This is a genomic window from Yinghuangia sp. YIM S10712 (assembly GCF_051388935.1).
In the GTDB taxonomy this organism is placed as follows: Bacteria; Actinomycetota; Actinomycetes; order Streptomycetales; family Streptomycetaceae; genus Yinghuangia.
Genome location: NZ_JBPKBI010000009.1, coordinates 103,226 through 117,018, shown reverse-complemented (window position 1 = coordinate 117,018; position 13,793 = coordinate 103,226). Strand labels below are relative to the sequence as shown.

Annotated in this window: 13 protein-coding genes; 3 read left to right on the top strand and 10 right to left on the bottom strand. The window is 71.6% G+C overall.

Annotation, left to right across the window (positions count from 1 at the left end):
• Positions 1-35: 35 nt before the first annotated feature.
• Positions 36-542 carry a DUF6328 family protein gene (locus ACRX5W_RS19635; protein ID WP_436789513.1) on the bottom strand — a complete coding sequence of 169 codons (507 nt, stop codon included), beginning with the start codon at positions 540-542 and terminating at the stop codon, positions 36-38.
• A gap of 185 nt (positions 543-727) precedes the next feature.
• Between ACRX5W_RS19635 and ACRX5W_RS19630 the strand changes: the two genes are divergently transcribed.
• Together ACRX5W_RS19630 and ACRX5W_RS19625 are read left to right on the top strand one after the other, a co-directional pair.
• Positions 728-1,792 (top strand): DUF2510 domain-containing protein, encoded by a 1,065-nt coding sequence (locus ACRX5W_RS19630; RefSeq protein WP_436789512.1) that lies wholly within the window; start codon positions 728-730, stop codon positions 1,790-1,792.
• Between the two features lie 515 nt (positions 1,793-2,307).
• Entirely contained in the window at positions 2,308-4,113 is a 1,806-nt protein-coding gene (locus ACRX5W_RS19625) for a SpoIIE family protein phosphatase (RefSeq protein ID WP_436789511.1), read from the top strand.
• Between the two features lie 36 nt (positions 4,114-4,149).
• On the opposite strand, the gene ACRX5W_RS19620 is transcribed toward ACRX5W_RS19625, so the two are convergent.
• From ACRX5W_RS19620 to ACRX5W_RS19590, 7 genes are all read right to left on the bottom strand, one after another.
• A complete protein-coding gene (locus tag ACRX5W_RS19620; protein ID WP_436789510.1) occupies positions 4,150-4,629 on the bottom strand; it encodes an ATP-binding protein in 480 nt (159 codons plus the stop codon).
• Positions 4,630-4,806: 177 nt separating this feature from the next.
• Positions 4,807-5,220 carry a DUF488 domain-containing protein gene (locus tag ACRX5W_RS19615; protein WP_436789509.1) on the bottom strand — a complete coding sequence of 138 codons (414 nt, stop codon included), beginning with the start codon at positions 5,218-5,220 and terminating at the stop codon, positions 4,807-4,809.
• A gap of 67 nt (positions 5,221-5,287) precedes the next feature.
• A complete protein-coding gene (locus tag ACRX5W_RS19610) occupies positions 5,288-5,854 on the bottom strand; it encodes a pentapeptide repeat-containing protein (RefSeq protein ID WP_436789508.1) in 567 nt (188 codons plus the stop codon).
• A gap of 135 nt (positions 5,855-5,989) precedes the next feature.
• Positions 5,990-7,609, bottom strand: coding sequence for an alpha/beta fold hydrolase (locus ACRX5W_RS19605; protein ID WP_436789507.1), 1,620 nt, complete (start codon positions 7,607-7,609; stop codon positions 5,990-5,992).
• Between the two features lie 206 nt (positions 7,610-7,815).
• A complete protein-coding gene (locus ACRX5W_RS19600) occupies positions 7,816-8,298 on the bottom strand; it encodes a hypothetical protein (protein WP_436789506.1) in 483 nt (160 codons plus the stop codon).
• Between the two features lie 454 nt (positions 8,299-8,752).
• Positions 8,753-9,271, bottom strand: coding sequence for a VOC family protein (locus tag ACRX5W_RS19595; RefSeq protein ID WP_436789505.1), 519 nt, complete (start codon positions 9,269-9,271; stop codon positions 8,753-8,755).
• Between the two features lie 175 nt (positions 9,272-9,446).
• Complete coding sequence (locus ACRX5W_RS19590) at positions 9,447-9,983, bottom strand: inorganic diphosphatase (protein ID WP_436789504.1); 537 nt, start codon at positions 9,981-9,983, stop codon at positions 9,447-9,449.
• Between the two features lie 168 nt (positions 9,984-10,151).
• On the opposite strand from ACRX5W_RS19590, the gene ACRX5W_RS19585 reads away from it, so the two are divergent.
• On the top strand, positions 10,152-11,015 hold the full coding sequence (locus ACRX5W_RS19585; protein WP_436789503.1) for an enoyl-CoA hydratase/isomerase family protein: 864 nt from the start codon (positions 10,152-10,154) through the stop codon (positions 11,013-11,015).
• 322 nt (positions 11,016-11,337) lie between these two features.
• Here the strand turns inward: ACRX5W_RS19585 and ACRX5W_RS19580 are convergent, their stop codons facing one another.
• Both ACRX5W_RS19580 and ACRX5W_RS19575 read right to left on the bottom strand, forming a co-directional pair.
• Positions 11,338-12,342 (bottom strand): hypothetical protein, encoded by a 1,005-nt coding sequence (locus tag ACRX5W_RS19580; RefSeq protein WP_436789502.1) that lies wholly within the window; start codon positions 12,340-12,342, stop codon positions 11,338-11,340.
• Between the two features lie 162 nt (positions 12,343-12,504).
• The gene (locus ACRX5W_RS19575) at positions 12,505-13,425 is read right to left on the bottom strand and encodes a M56 family metallopeptidase (RefSeq protein WP_436789501.1); all 921 of its coding nucleotides are present in this window, start codon (positions 13,423-13,425) and stop codon (positions 12,505-12,507) included.
• Positions 13,426-13,793: the final 368 nt, after the last annotated feature.

The window sequence follows — 13,793 nt, the reverse complement described above, 5'->3', positions numbered from 1 at the left end:
CCCCCGGCGCGTACTGGTTCGTCCGGGAGTGCACCTCACCGCTCCGCCACGCGCTCCTGCGAGCCGCCTTCGATGACGCCGCGCCGCAGCGACACCGGCAGCACGACCCAGCAGACGACGAACCACGCCAGGACCACGACCGTCGTGATCCAGGCGATGTAGCCGCTCGTGACGACGTGCAGCAACAGCAACAGCACGCACGCGACCGTGATCGCGAGCAGACCGATCCCGAGGAGCACCAAGCGGCGTGCGGACAGCACCAGGCTGGGCTTCCTTTGCAGGCCCGACACCGCGAAGTGCAGCACGACCACTCCGACGAGGGTTCCTGTCGCGGCTGCCCCGAAGCACACCGCGGCGATGTAGAGGGCCCGTTCGAATGTGGTCAGGGTGCCGAACCTCGGGGTGAAGGCGACACTCAACAGGAAGCCGAAGAGGATCTGCGCACCCGTCTGGACGACACGGACTTCCTGGAGCAGTTCGTTCCAGCGCCGGTCCGCCTGCTCGCTGAGCGATTCTTCCCTTCTTCGACCGTCTTCCACCATGTTGTCGTGACTGCCCGCATCAAGCCGGGCCAATCGACCGGCGTGCGTCGGCGCGTTCCCGCGTCCGGGCGAAACACGTGGGACATCCCCACAAAGCCGCGAACGAATCCGTCTAAATGTGTCAAATGCCTCGTATCTTAGGGGCGTTCCGGCGCTCCGCCGGGTGCTGTGGGTAACTTGCGCACGTGACCTCCTCGATATCCCCCGGCTGGTACGACGATCCGGCCACGCCCGGAATGGAGCGGTGGTGGGACGGTTCCCAGTGGACCGAGTCGACCCGCCCCGCAACCACGTCCCCGACGTCGGCCGGCGCGCCGGCCGACCCGGGCCCCGACGCCCCGCTGAGCGACTCGGCGCCCGCTGTCCCGGCGCCCCCGGGTCCGGCGACGGCCCCCACCTCCTCGGCCATGGCTCCGAACCCGCCGCCGGGAACCCCTGGAACGCCGTTCCCGCCGTACAGCGGCTACCCGTCGGCACCCCCGCCGGCAAGCACCCCCGGCGGTCCCGCGCCGGCCCCGGGGTCCACGCGGGGCCGAGGCGTCCGCACCGGGCTCCTCGCGGGTGCCGCGCTGGTGGTCGTCGGAGGCATCGTCGCGGCCCTGGTCGTCCTGCTCGGCGGTGACGACGGCGATCCCGACCCGGTGGCGTCCGGCCCCACGACCCCCGCCACGGCCTCCGGCTCCGCACCGAAACCCTCACCGGACACCGACGGGACGGCCACCGACGCGGAGACAGGCATCACCCTGCCGGTCATCAAGAACTGGACGGTTCCCGACGGCGGTTCGGACACCACTCAGGTCTCCGACCCGGTCCCGTGCGCCGGAACCGACACGGCGAGCCCGGGTGCGGACACCGATCCGTGCTACCTCGGCTCGCTCGGCGTCGAAACACTCCCCGGCACGGCGTTCGACACCGCGGTCGCGGACGCTGTCTCCGACCTCACGAACAACGACGACGACAACTTCCGTACCACCGAAACCCTGAAGGACGAAGCGATCACCGTCGACGGCCACGACGCCCATCTGTTCGTCATCGAGGTCGAGGACAAGGCGGCCGACTCCGTCGGCCACCGGCGCACCGCGACGTTTCAGTACGTCTTCCTCGACGCACCGGTGCAGTCGTCCGGCCAACAGGTCTACCCCGTCGTGTTCATCGGCCTGGACAACGCCCCCGAGGCCCCGCCGAAGTCCCTCTTCGACACGGTCCTCGAAGGCATCAAGGTCGGGACGCCCGAACCCACTTCGAGCTGAGCGTGCGGTGGCCCGATCGCGGCGACTGTCGCCAACTCCCGGCCCCCGCACGCTGCATCATGCGTGCTCCGGCCAACTCGGTCGACCGTCCGGCAGATCCGGCAGATCCGGCAGACCGCCGCAACGCACCGGCTGCCGCGTACCGTTCGTCCCGGTACCAAGAGGCTGCACAAGACCACCGCGCCCGATCGTGACGCGATGTTGCCTCTTGAGTGACTCCTCCCCCGGATGAATCCGGCAGGCTTCTCCTGGCAGTGGCCACGCCACGCCAGGAAGGACCAGCCCGGCCCCAAGTACGATGCTACGGGTGGCTTCCCAGACGAAACCCTGCGACCCCGGACTTCACTCGTATGTGTGAAACAGCGACCCCGGCTACACGCGGATGCCGCAAGGGGCTTCGATTCCCCCACCAGCCAGTGCCGGTGGCCCCTTCGAAAGAGGTCTGATGGATGCAAGAGTGGCCCCGCCCTGTGCCGGACCCGCCGCCGTCGGCGAACCCGCCGGAGGTGCCGGACGTGCCGGATAACGACGGCTCCGGGCCGCGCCGCGGCGGCGCCCGCCGCCCGGCACGGCGCCGCGCGAACACCCGCGACTCCTCGTGGTGGCAGGGGATCTCCACCGATCCGCTGTTCGCCCAGTGCCCGTTCGGGCTCGGCATCCTGACCCCGACCGCGCAGGTCCTCGCGGTGAACACACCGTTGGCCGAGCTGCACGGCGAGCCCGCCGAGGCGCTGGCCGACCGGCCGATCGCGGCGCTCGACGGCCCGCTGGCCCACCCAGAGGTCCGCGACGCCGTATTACGCCTCGTGGAAACCGGCGAACCGGACGTACATCAGGTGATCCGGGGCAGCCTGCGCGGCACCGCTCAGCCGTACCTGTGCACCCTCGGGGTCTGGCCGATCCGGTCCGACGACGGCCTGCGGGGCGTCGGCGTCACACTCAACAGCATCTCCGGCGACGAGAACGTGCTCAGCAGGCTGGAGCACGTCCGTGCCCGCCTCGCCCTCGTCAACGAAGTCGAACTGCGCATGGGGTTCAGCCAGGACGTCGTCGGCTGCGCCGAGCAACTGCCGCTCGTGACCGTGCCCTCCTTCGCCGACGTCGCGGCAATCGCCCTCTTCGACGCCCCCGTGCCCATGGGTGCGCTGCCGGAGAACGGCTTCGACCCGCCGCCCGGCGCCATGCTCCGCACCGTCGCCGCCGTCCTGCACCCCGACATCGCCGAGCTGAAGTCCGTCACACCGAAGGACTATGCGCGTCCGTTCGCGGTGCCCGCCGAGGTCCGTGCCGCGCTGCGCCGCCAACGGGCCGAGTCCAGCTCGGCTTTTCCGGAACGCCGCGTCGGCGAACCCGGCCCGGTCCTCACCAACGGCGCCCGTCTCGGCCCGGACGCGCCGCCGTTGCGCGGCTACCTCGTCGAGGCCGGCCTGCACTCGCAGATCGTGGCGCCGCTGATCTCGCGGGGCCGAGCGCTCGGCGCCGCGATGTTCGCCCGGGTCGGCGACAGCCCGGCGTTCGACGCCGACGACGTGCAGACGGCCGAGGAGTTGGGCCTGCGCGCGGCGGCGTCGATCGACAACGCGCAGGCGCACGTGAAACAGCGTCAGGCCGTACGCACGCTGCAACGGCATCTGCTGCCGAGGAACCTGCCGAGCATCGACGGCCTGGCCTTCTCGTACGCCTACCAGCCGGCGCGTACCGACCGGCTCGCCGGCGGCGACTGGTACGACGTGATCCCGCTCCCCGAAGGCCGCGTCGCCCTGGTGGTCGGCGACGTGACCGGCCACGGCCTGCAAGCCGCTGCGCTGATGGGCCAGTTGCGTGTCGCGGTCCGTGCCGTCGCGCGACTCGGCCTGCCGCCCGCGGCGCTGCTGTCGCACGTGGACTCGCTGATGGACGACTTCGCGGTGGACGGCGAACTGGCAAGCTGCGTCTACGCCGTCTACGACACCCGCGCGGGCGTCCTCACCTGGGCGCGCGCGGGGCATCCGCCGCCCTTGCTGCACGTGCCCGGCAGCCCGACGCGCATGCTCGACGGCCCTCCGAACGCGTTGCTCGGCATCGGCGGCATCGGCTTCGACGAGACATCGTGCGAGGTGCCGCCGGGCTCGTGCGTGGTGCTGTACTCGGACGGCCTCGTCGAGCGGCGCGGCTGCGACATCGACACCGGCATCAAGGATCTCCGCGCGGTCCTCGACGCCGCGGCCGCCGATTCTCCCGCCACCCCGGACCGGCTCCGCGACGCGGCCCTGCGGGTGCTGCCCGCCGGCCCGGAGGACGACGTGGCGCTCCTCATCACCGCGCTGACCGAGAAATCCTGAGCGTCACCGGACGACGCGGCGTCACGCGACCCTGCGCTAGTGGACCAGCGACACCGGGCTTGGTTCCACTGTCAGCCGGAACCACACTTCCTTGCCCCCGTCCGTGCCCCTCGTGCCCCAGTCACCGGCGAGCGCGTCGACGATCGTCAGGCCGCGTCCGCTCTCCGCCCGTTCGTCGGCGCAGCGCATGCCGGGCAGCTTCGGGGAGCAGTCCGTGACCGTGCCCAGCAGGCACTCCCGCGCGTCGCCTTCGGGCAGCAGCCGCAGCGAGACGACGACATGGCCGGAATCGGTGTGCCGCAGCACGTTGCCCACGAGTTCGGAGACGATGAGCTCCGTGTCGTCGATCAGGCCGTGCCGGCGCCACGCCGCCAGCACCGCGACCGCGAAGCGCCGCACCGTGCGACTCGCCGTGGCGTGCGCGCACACCACGAGCTGAGCGGTCCGCGTCGCCGGCATGCCGGAAATGCCCTCGGCGGTAGGCCGCAACGGGACGATGCGGGAAGATCGCTGCACTCGCCCGACCCTAGTCAGAACCCCCGCATCCCGCCGTGAAGCCGGTCATAGTCGCCGTCCGGGAACCGGCCGCCGGGCTCCCCCGGTACGCGGGCCGTGGGAGGCGCAGCAGGTCAGGAACAGGACAACCGGTTGACTGGGGCGGGCGAGCCGCCGATTGTGAAACGGGTCACGCAGCTACGCAAGGCCGGAATCGTGCCGTCCGGTACCGCGATGCCAGGGCGTCGCGTCGTCGGATTCCAGCCGCTTGATCAGGACCGACAGGTAGCTTTCGGACGGGTCCTTCACGGCGGTCAGGAGCGTCACCGTCCCCTCCCGGGCGGCGGTCCTCAGCGCGGCGAGAGCGGCCTGCTGGGCGTCGCCGTCGAGCTCGGCGTCGTAGCGTTCGGCGAACTCGGCGTCGCGCTCGTGGCCCGACGCCGCGTGGAACCATGTGCGCAGTTCGGCCGAGGGCGCGACGTCCTTGGCCCAGTCGTCGAGCTCGGCCTTCTCCTTGCTGATGCCCCGGGGCCAGAGCCGGTCGATCAGGACGCGGCGCCCGTCGGCGGGGGTCGGTGCGTCCTGGATGCGGGCGAGGCGGAAATTGCTCATGGTCCGAGTATGCGAAGCGTGTGGCGTTGTCGCCGCTCGCGCGCAGGTCCGGCCCGGACGGCCTTCGTCAGGCGACGGTCATCCCCAGTGCGGTCGCGAGCACGGCGGCCTGCTCCAGGCTGATCGTGGCGCCGCGCAGGTCGGCCGTCAGCGGGTCCAGTGACGACAGGTCGCTGCCGCGCAGGTCCGCGTCGTGGAACTTGGCGCCGTGCAGCATCGCGCCGGACAGGTCGACACCGGTCACCGAGGCCTTCTCCAGGCGGGCCGCGGTCAGGTCCGCCTCGCGCATGCGGAGGCCGTCGAAGGTGGCGCCGCGCAGGTCGGCTCCGGGGAGACCGACATACGACCAGTCGCCGCCGGTCACCTCCAGCAGCGTGAACGTCGAGCGTTGGAACAGGCTGCCGACCATTTTGCAGTCGGCGAACTTGACGTCGAAGAACGTGCATTTGCTGAACGTGCAGTTGGTGAATGCCGCCGCCGTGTGCCGCGACGCGTTGAACCGGACGTTCGCGAAGGTGCAGCGGTCGAACACGCCGCCGTCGTCGACGACCTCGGTCCAGTCGGTGTCGAAGAACGAGTAGCCGGTGAACACCTGCCCGGACAGGTCACGGCCGTACCAGTCCTCTCCGGACACGACCGGCCCGTCCTTTGGAACGGACGGTCGCGAGGAGACGGGGTCGACATTCGCACGCGGTCGCTCGGTCATCGTTCGATCCAACACCTCGGCACCGACACCGGCCCGCCGGGCGACGGGCCGGTGCGCGGTCGGCTACCGGTCCGGTGTGCCGATGATCTCGCGGTGTTCGTCGACGCCGACGGTGCCGGGCACGGCGCGCTGCTCCGCGCGGGCGGCGTCGGACGCCGACCGGGGCGGTGCCTCGTCGGTGCACACGTGACCGTCCGGCGGGAGCGTCCCCGCGACCAGGTAGTCCACGACGGCCCGGCGAGCGCAGCGGCTGCGGCCGAAGGCGGTGTGGCCCTCCGCGGCGAAGGTCAGCAACCGGGCGTTGTCGAGGGTTTCGGCGAGGGTGACGGCGTCCTGGTAAGGCGTGTCGGGGTCGCCGGTCGTGCCGAGCACCAGCAGCGGCGCGGATCCCTCCGCCCGGAACGGCCCGGCGTGCCGGCTCACCCGCTCGGCGGGCCACCGCGTGCACGCCGGCGCGTGGTTGTGGTCGTAGGTGGGCGGGCCGTACGCCAGCGCGGGCCCGAGCAGGGGGGCGAGTGTCGCGGCGCGCCGGAGCTGGGTGGCGAGCAGGTCGTCGCCTTGGGGGTAGACCCGGTCGGTGCACTCGACGACGGCGTTCGGCGTGAGGAACGCGAACGAGCCCGACGACGGCGGCGACAGCAGGAAGGACGACGGGTTGCGGGCTTCGGCGAGGGACAGCGCGGCGGCCAGGCCGGGCCAGTCCGCGCGGCCTCCGTTGATGTTGAACATCAACCGGTAGATCAGCGTGTAGCCGCCCGCGGTGCCGCGGCCGGGCACGGTGACGGGATCGGCGTCCAGGTTGCGGACGAGGCGGTCGAACGCACCGTGCGGGTCCCCGCCTCCGAAGGAGCATTGGTCGGGGGTCGCCGCGCACCAGTCCAGGAGGCGGTTCACGGCGCCGTCGAGGGCGAGGAACTGGGGGAGGTCGAACGCATAGGGGCGCGAGGCGTACGCCTCCGGGTCGTAGGCGCCGTCCAGGGCCATCGCGCGTACGCGGCCGGGGAACAAGTCGGCGTACACCGTGCCGATGAACGTGCCGAACGACCTGCCGTAGAAGCTGAGTTGCCGCTCGCCCAGGGCGGCGCGGATCCGGTCGATGTCGCGTGCCACGTAGCCGGTCCCGAGGTAAGGCAGCCGCGCGCCGGAATTGCGCACGCACGCCGCGTTGAAGTCCTCGGCCTCGGCGATGGCCCGGCTGAGCCCGCCGGGCCCCGGCATGCCGGGGGCGTCGGCGATGGCCCGGCCGTACCGCGCGTCGTCCCAGCATCGGACCTGGCCCGCGCGGCCCACGCCGCGCACGTCGAAGCCGACGACGTCGAAGCGTTCGCGGAGCTCGGCGGGCAGGTCGGCGTAGTTGTCGCGGACGAAGTCGACTCCCGAACTGCCGGGGCCGCCGGGTTGCAGGACCAGCGTGCCGAGCCGCCGGCCGGGGTCACGGGCGGTCGTGCGGATCAGCGGGAGGTCGATGGCGGCACGGCCCGGGTCGCGGTAGTCCAGCGGGACGCGCAAAGTCGAACATTCGTACGCATCGTCGGCGTCCTCACACGGCCCCCAGGTCAGGGTGCCGGCCGACGGCACGGCAGGCGTGGCGACCGGCGCGGCTGGGGTGGCGACCCCCGGCGGATCGATCGCGGCGAGGGGTGAGACAAGCAGCGCCAGAGCGGCGGTGGCAGCGGTGATCACACCTTCGATGCCACCATGCCGGGCGCGTGATGTCGCGTAGATTCCGCTCTGACACGATCAGACCGGAAAAAGAGTTTTCGTAGGAAATAAAGGTTTTCGTACGAGGCCTGCGCCGAAATCGTGGACCATGCGGCCCCGGATCGGAAAATCCGTCGGCCGCCCCCGCGCCATCCCAAGGGCGGCCGACGGATTTCCGGGTGGCGGCGTCAGGCAGCCGCCACCAGTTGTTCGCGCGTCGGCGCCGGGTTGTGCGCAGTCCTCGGGACGACCACGCGCAACCCCTTGACCGGCCTGCGCGCGAACACGACCAGGTGCAGGACGACGAACCGCCCTATCCCCGCGAGCGCCGACGCCGACAGGTAGACGGCCTGCGAGGTCAGCGCCCCCGCGTGCGGCGCCACGGCGTCGAGGACGAGCATCGCGGTGGTGGTGAAGACGTAGGCGACCACGGCCGTGCCGGTGGACTCGGCGTGCGCACGCAGCGTCGCGCGGCCGCGCTTGAAGGTGAACCGGCTGTGCAGCTCGTTGCACAGCAGCGTCGAGACCACACTCACGATCACGTTCGCGACGGCGATCGACATCGCGAGGGAGGTGTCGGTCAGCAGCATGAGGGCGGCACCGGAGAGGAGGCCAACGCTGCCGCCGAACACGACGAAGCGGATGAACGCGGCGACAGCGTTGCGGCTCATCGTTTCCCTCCCCTTCACACGGGCGCCACGGGCGCAAAGCCGATGCCGGCGACTTCGCGCCCGTGGCGACCCGTGGTCACTGTGGTGCAACCGGTCGAGTGCGGAACCGAGGCTCGTCGCCCCGCTCCGGCGTTCCGTCCTCACCGATATGACCGATCCGCCGCCGCGAATGTGACAACCCGCCGCCCCTGAACTTCTGTTGCCACGAAAGTCTGCCGTGCCGTGCGGTGCGAATCGTCCTCCCAGAAGGTCGATTTAGTTGTTGGACTACTCCTCCTGGAGCGCAACGGCTCCTACTCAAGGGAGAGTACGCGCGCGTCCGTTGGCTACTCCCGGCGACCAAACCCCGTGTTCGTCGCGCGGCCTGACGGACCGTCGGAAGACGTGGCCGAACTCCTGACCGCCCGTCAGACCGTGCCGGACACGCCGGGGGCACCACAGCAGCCGGTGACGCTCAGCGGGCGGGGACGGAGACGCCGACACCGCCCTTCGTCCGGCCACCGTAGCGGGCCTTCTCCCTTGCCAGGTCGAGGGGCCGGGTGGGCGTCGACCTGGCAAGGGACAGGACTTCGTCGGTGATGAGATCCGCGGGGAGGAGCCAACTGACCTCGAATTCGAGGCCGTCGGGGTCCTTCGCGTACAGGGCCTTGGTGGTGCCGTGGTCGCCGGCGCCGACGAGCGCGCCGGCGTCGGCCAGGACGAGGGCGATGCGCTCCAACTCGTCGAGGGTGTCGACCTCCCACGCGAGGTGGTAGAGCCCGACCGACGACCGGCCCGCGCCGGAGTCGGCGGCGGCCGAGCCGATCTCGAAGAGGCCGAGGTCGTGGTCGTTGGTGCTGCCCGACGCCTGGAGGAACGCGGCGCCGGGGAAGCCCATGACCTTGCGGAAGCCGAGGACGTCGGCGTAGAACGCCTCGCTGCGGGCGACGTCGCGGACGTACAGCACGGCGTGGTTGAGGCGGGTGACAGGCATCGGAGGCTCCTCGGATCGATGGAGCCAGAGTAGCACCTTTAGTTTAGGCTTCAACCAACTCCCGTCGAGCCCGTGGTCTGGCCCCGGACGACTCCGCGGTCTCGGGCCCGGCGGTGTGACGACCCACGCGCCCCGCCGGCGCGCGACGGCCACCGTAAGGGGGCCGGGCGCCGATTCACGGCCGCACGGCGGGCGGGTGGTCGGAGCGGCCCTCGTACGGCCAGACGTTGCCCGTGCGCTCGGCACGCTCGCGGGCCGCGGTGATCTCCTTCTCCGCCTCCCCGCGCCCCTCCCAATGCGAGCCGTCGACCGATTTCCCCGGCTCGAGTTCCTTGTAGACTGCAAAGAAGTGCGCGATCTCGTTGAGTTGGTGCTCGGGCACGTCGGCGATCTCGCGGACCGCGGTGCGGCGAGGGTCGCGGGCGGGAACGCACAGGATCTTCTCGTCCGGGCCTTTCTCGTCGCGCATCACGAACATGCCCAGCGCACGGCAACGCACGCGGCATCCCGGAAATGTGGGCTCGTCCAAGAGGACCAGCGCGTCCAGCGGATCACCGTCGCCGCCGAGCGCTCCGGCGACGAAACCGTAGTCCGCGGGGTACGCGGTCGACGTGAACAGCATGCGGTCGAGCCTGATCCGACCGGTGTGCCGATCGACCTCGTATTTGTTGCGACTTCCGGCCGGGATCTCCACGACGACGTCGAACTCCACGATCGCTCCTCCCTGTTTCGCCTGTTTCGGCCGTTCCGATGGCAATTACAGAGGTGCATATCGGCGCAGTCGTGGACCTTCCCCAGCGACCACCCCATTACGCGCACGTGAACAACCCGGATCGACGCACTTGGAGCACCGCGCCTAGGCCGTACGGAACACTTGACTTTGTCAATAACGAACGGTTTCCTGGCGGCGTCCGGGACAGGCGGCGACGAGGGAAAGTGGGATGCCGTGATCCGCATCGAGGACACCGACCGGGTACGGATCCTGACGCTCGACCGGCCCGACGCCCTGAACGCCTTCAACGAGGCGCTGTACGACGCCACTTGCGAGGCGCTCATCGACGCCGCAGCCGATCCGGCCGTCGCGGTCGTCGTCCTCACCGGCGCGGGCCGCGCTTTCTCGGCGGGCACCGACCTGGCGGAGATGGCACTGCGCAACGCCGGGCAGGCGGTGTCCGGCAAGCACGGCTTTCCCGGCATGATCGACCGGCTCGCCGCGTTTCCCAAACCGCTCGTCCTGGCGATGAACGGCCTCGCCCTGGGCGTGGGCGCGACGGTCATCGGATTCGCCGACCTGGTGTTCATGTCGACCGAGGCCCGGATCAAATGCCCCTTCACGTCCCTGGGCGTGGCCCCCGAGGCCGGCAGCAGCCACACGTTCCCGGCGCTCATCGGCCGCCAGCGGGCCGCGTGGGTGCTGCTCAGCTCCGAGTGGTTCGGCGCCGAGGAGTGCGTCGAACTCGGGCTCGCCCACAAGGCGGTCGCCCCCGAGGCGCTGATGCCGGAAGCCCTGCGGCACGCGCGGATTCTGGCCGCGAAGTCGATCGCGTCGCTGGTCGAGTCCAAGCGGGTCCTGACCGCGGCACTCGGCGACGGCGTCGCCCGGGCGCGCGAGCGAGAGAACGAAGCCTTCCGGCTGCTGCTCGGCGGCCCAGCCAACCGCGAGGCCCTGGCCGCCTTCGCCGAGCGCCGCGAACCGGACTTCGCTGCGGTGGACGCGAAGGCGGTCACCGAGCGGGCGTCCTGAACCCGCGACGCTCCCAGGGCGCACGCCGACTTCCCCCGGCACCCGACGACGCCGGCTTCGTCACCGAACCGACCGGGCGACCAGGTCGCCGACGCCGTTCGACACGGCAGCGCACCAATCCAGGCTTGTCTGCTGAGCTACCAGGCATTGAGCTACCAGCCATTGAGCTACCAGGCACTCGTCTGCGAGGGCCGAGGCCTCCTACGCCGCTTCCGCCAGGCCACCCGACCGAGGAACGCGGACGCGGACTCCGCCTCGGCGCCCGCAACCCGCCGGGGTCGCGCCCGGCCCGCCCACTGGGTGCTCAAAGGCGGTCCACGGTTCACCAGGCCGTGACGTCGCCCGCCACACGTTCGAGTTCGGCGAGCTGCGCCGCGTCGTAGCCGACCGAGACAACGACCGGATCGCCGGAGGCGACGGCGGCGCGCACGTCGTGCAGGTGCTCCTCGATGCCGATCTGCGGTCCGTCGGGGGACCAGCACACGACCGGAACCGGGATGCCGCGTTCCGCGGCAGCGGCGACGACCGTGCTCGTGGCGGCGTCCGGGCGCCGGCCGTCGACGAGAGCGAACGCGGTCAGGCCGGGTTCGGCGGCACGCCGGGCGGCGACGGCCGACGCCGCGAAACCGGGTGCCGGTGCCACGGGCAACTCGACGGTGCGCGGGCGCAGCGTCGGGAACGTGCGCCCGACATAGAAACCGGCCGTCCCTGCGTCGGCGGCGATCATGCCGCGCGCACCGAGCAGCAGGGCGTACTCACGCGTGAGCAGGGTCGGGGCGAGCGGCGGCGAGGCGGCGCCCCACGCCGTCTGACCGACGGCCGCGAGCCGGTCGCGCAGCGGCGCGTCGGTGGTCGCCGGGCCGTCGCGTCCCGCACAGCGCACGGCAAGGATCTCCAGGTCGGCGACCGGGCAGTGGGTGACCGGCAGGTCGTCGGGCAGCGCGGGCGACTCGTCGGGGGCGATCCCGGTGACCAGGATGAGGTCGTAGGTGTCGAGGGCGCACAGCGCGAGGTCGTTCTCCTGGAGGCCGATCGTGCCGAGGTGGTAGTCGCTGTCCCACGGCAGCACGCCCGTGGCCCGCCACGTGTTGTAGACCCCGACTCGGGCCTCGGCGGCGAGTGCGCGCAATCCCGGTACCGCGTCATGGTCGACCACGTGCGAGCCGGCGACCACCAGCGGGCGCCTCGCATCGCACAACAGGGCCGCGACCTCGTCGAGCTCGGCGCGGCGCGCGGACCGATTCGGGTGGCTCCCGCGCCCGGACTGGCCCGCGGCGGGGCCGAGCCAGCCGCGCACGCGCTGCGCCCAGGGGTTCGACCCGGCCATCGCCCACCCACTTCCGATCAGACGCCACCGTACGGGGCACCCGGTCGGCGAGCCGCCCCGGGGTTCCCCGACGCCGTTTCCAGCCTTCCAGCAAATACGGGGCGACCACCAGCGACGGCGTGGCGCGGATCTCGGCGATGCGCGGAGCTCACACAAGAACGCTCACATGTAGACGAAGTGCGGGGACGCCACCACGAGCGTGGGGACGACGAGTGCCGCCGCGGTGAGTGCGCGCAGTGCGACGACGGCGACAGGTGTGCGCCGCTCGCGAACCTGACGTACGGTCAGCTCCTGCTGCCGCTGCTGCGGCCACGCGAAGCACGGGCAGAACGGCCCGTTGGCCTGGCCGGGGCCGGACAGCTTGACCAGCGCCCGGCGCAGGTTGGAGCGGGCGATCGGGCCGCGCACGTCGGCGTCGGCGCCCTTCTCGGCGAGCGCGGCGCTGTGGTCGGCCCACCGCGAGAAGAACGGCACGCGCGGGAATGCCTCGGCCATGGTCTCCGACGCGGTCATCCACCACGCATCACGGCGGCGCAGGTGGCCGGACATGTGCGTGAGGACGGCGTTGAGCTCTTCGGGCCGGAGCAGGTCGAGGGCCCGCGTCGTGACCTCGACGCGCGGCGGCCGGGACGGCAGCAGCACGAGGCGCGGCTGGGTGTCCTCGACGATGACCAGGCGCGGGTGGCCGCGTTCCACGTCGTCGAGGACCGGGCTGGTGCTCTCCAGGCGGTCCAGTTGCACGCGCAGTGCGCGGCGGTAGTCGCGCACAACGGGTCCGCCTCGCCGCCAGCCGGCGGCGAGGCCGAGAAGGACGCCGGTGGCGACGGCGATCTGCACCGGCAGCGGGACGTCGACTATGGCGATGTCCGGTGTGACCCCGACCGCCCGCGCGGGCGACGTCCACAGGTCGGTGGTGAAGACGGGGACGGCGAGCGCGAGGGAGGCGAGGGCGCCGCCCGCGGCGGCTCGCCAGCCCTGCTGGACGAGGCGCGGGCTGAAGCCGGCTGATTCGGCGCGGCGGAGCACGAACGGAGCGGTCGTGAGGATGGTCGCCGCGAAGAGCGCGAGAACGAGCCCGTGCATCACGTCGCTGCCGCCTTCCGCGCTGGGCTTCGGTCGTCGAGGTGCTTGTCCGCGACCTTTTCTACCAAGTGAAGCCTGCCCTGCCCAGCGTTCGCGGCGCTCCCGGGAAAGGCTTTGGTCACAGTGGCCGGGGCGGACACACGCAAGGACGCCGAACCAGGACGATCACTCTGTTTCCTCGCCCTCCGCGAGGCGGCATGCGCGACGGCCCGCGCGGTCGGCAGGCTCCGCGTGCACGGGCTGGTCCGGTGTGGCGGCAGCCTGGTGGGTGCCGTCCGCTCACCGCGCTGGGATACGCGGCGCGGCGGGCCGGGCCGCCCGCCCCGAGCGGCCCGGCCCGCCGCCCTTCGCGCACGGGCGAAGGGCTC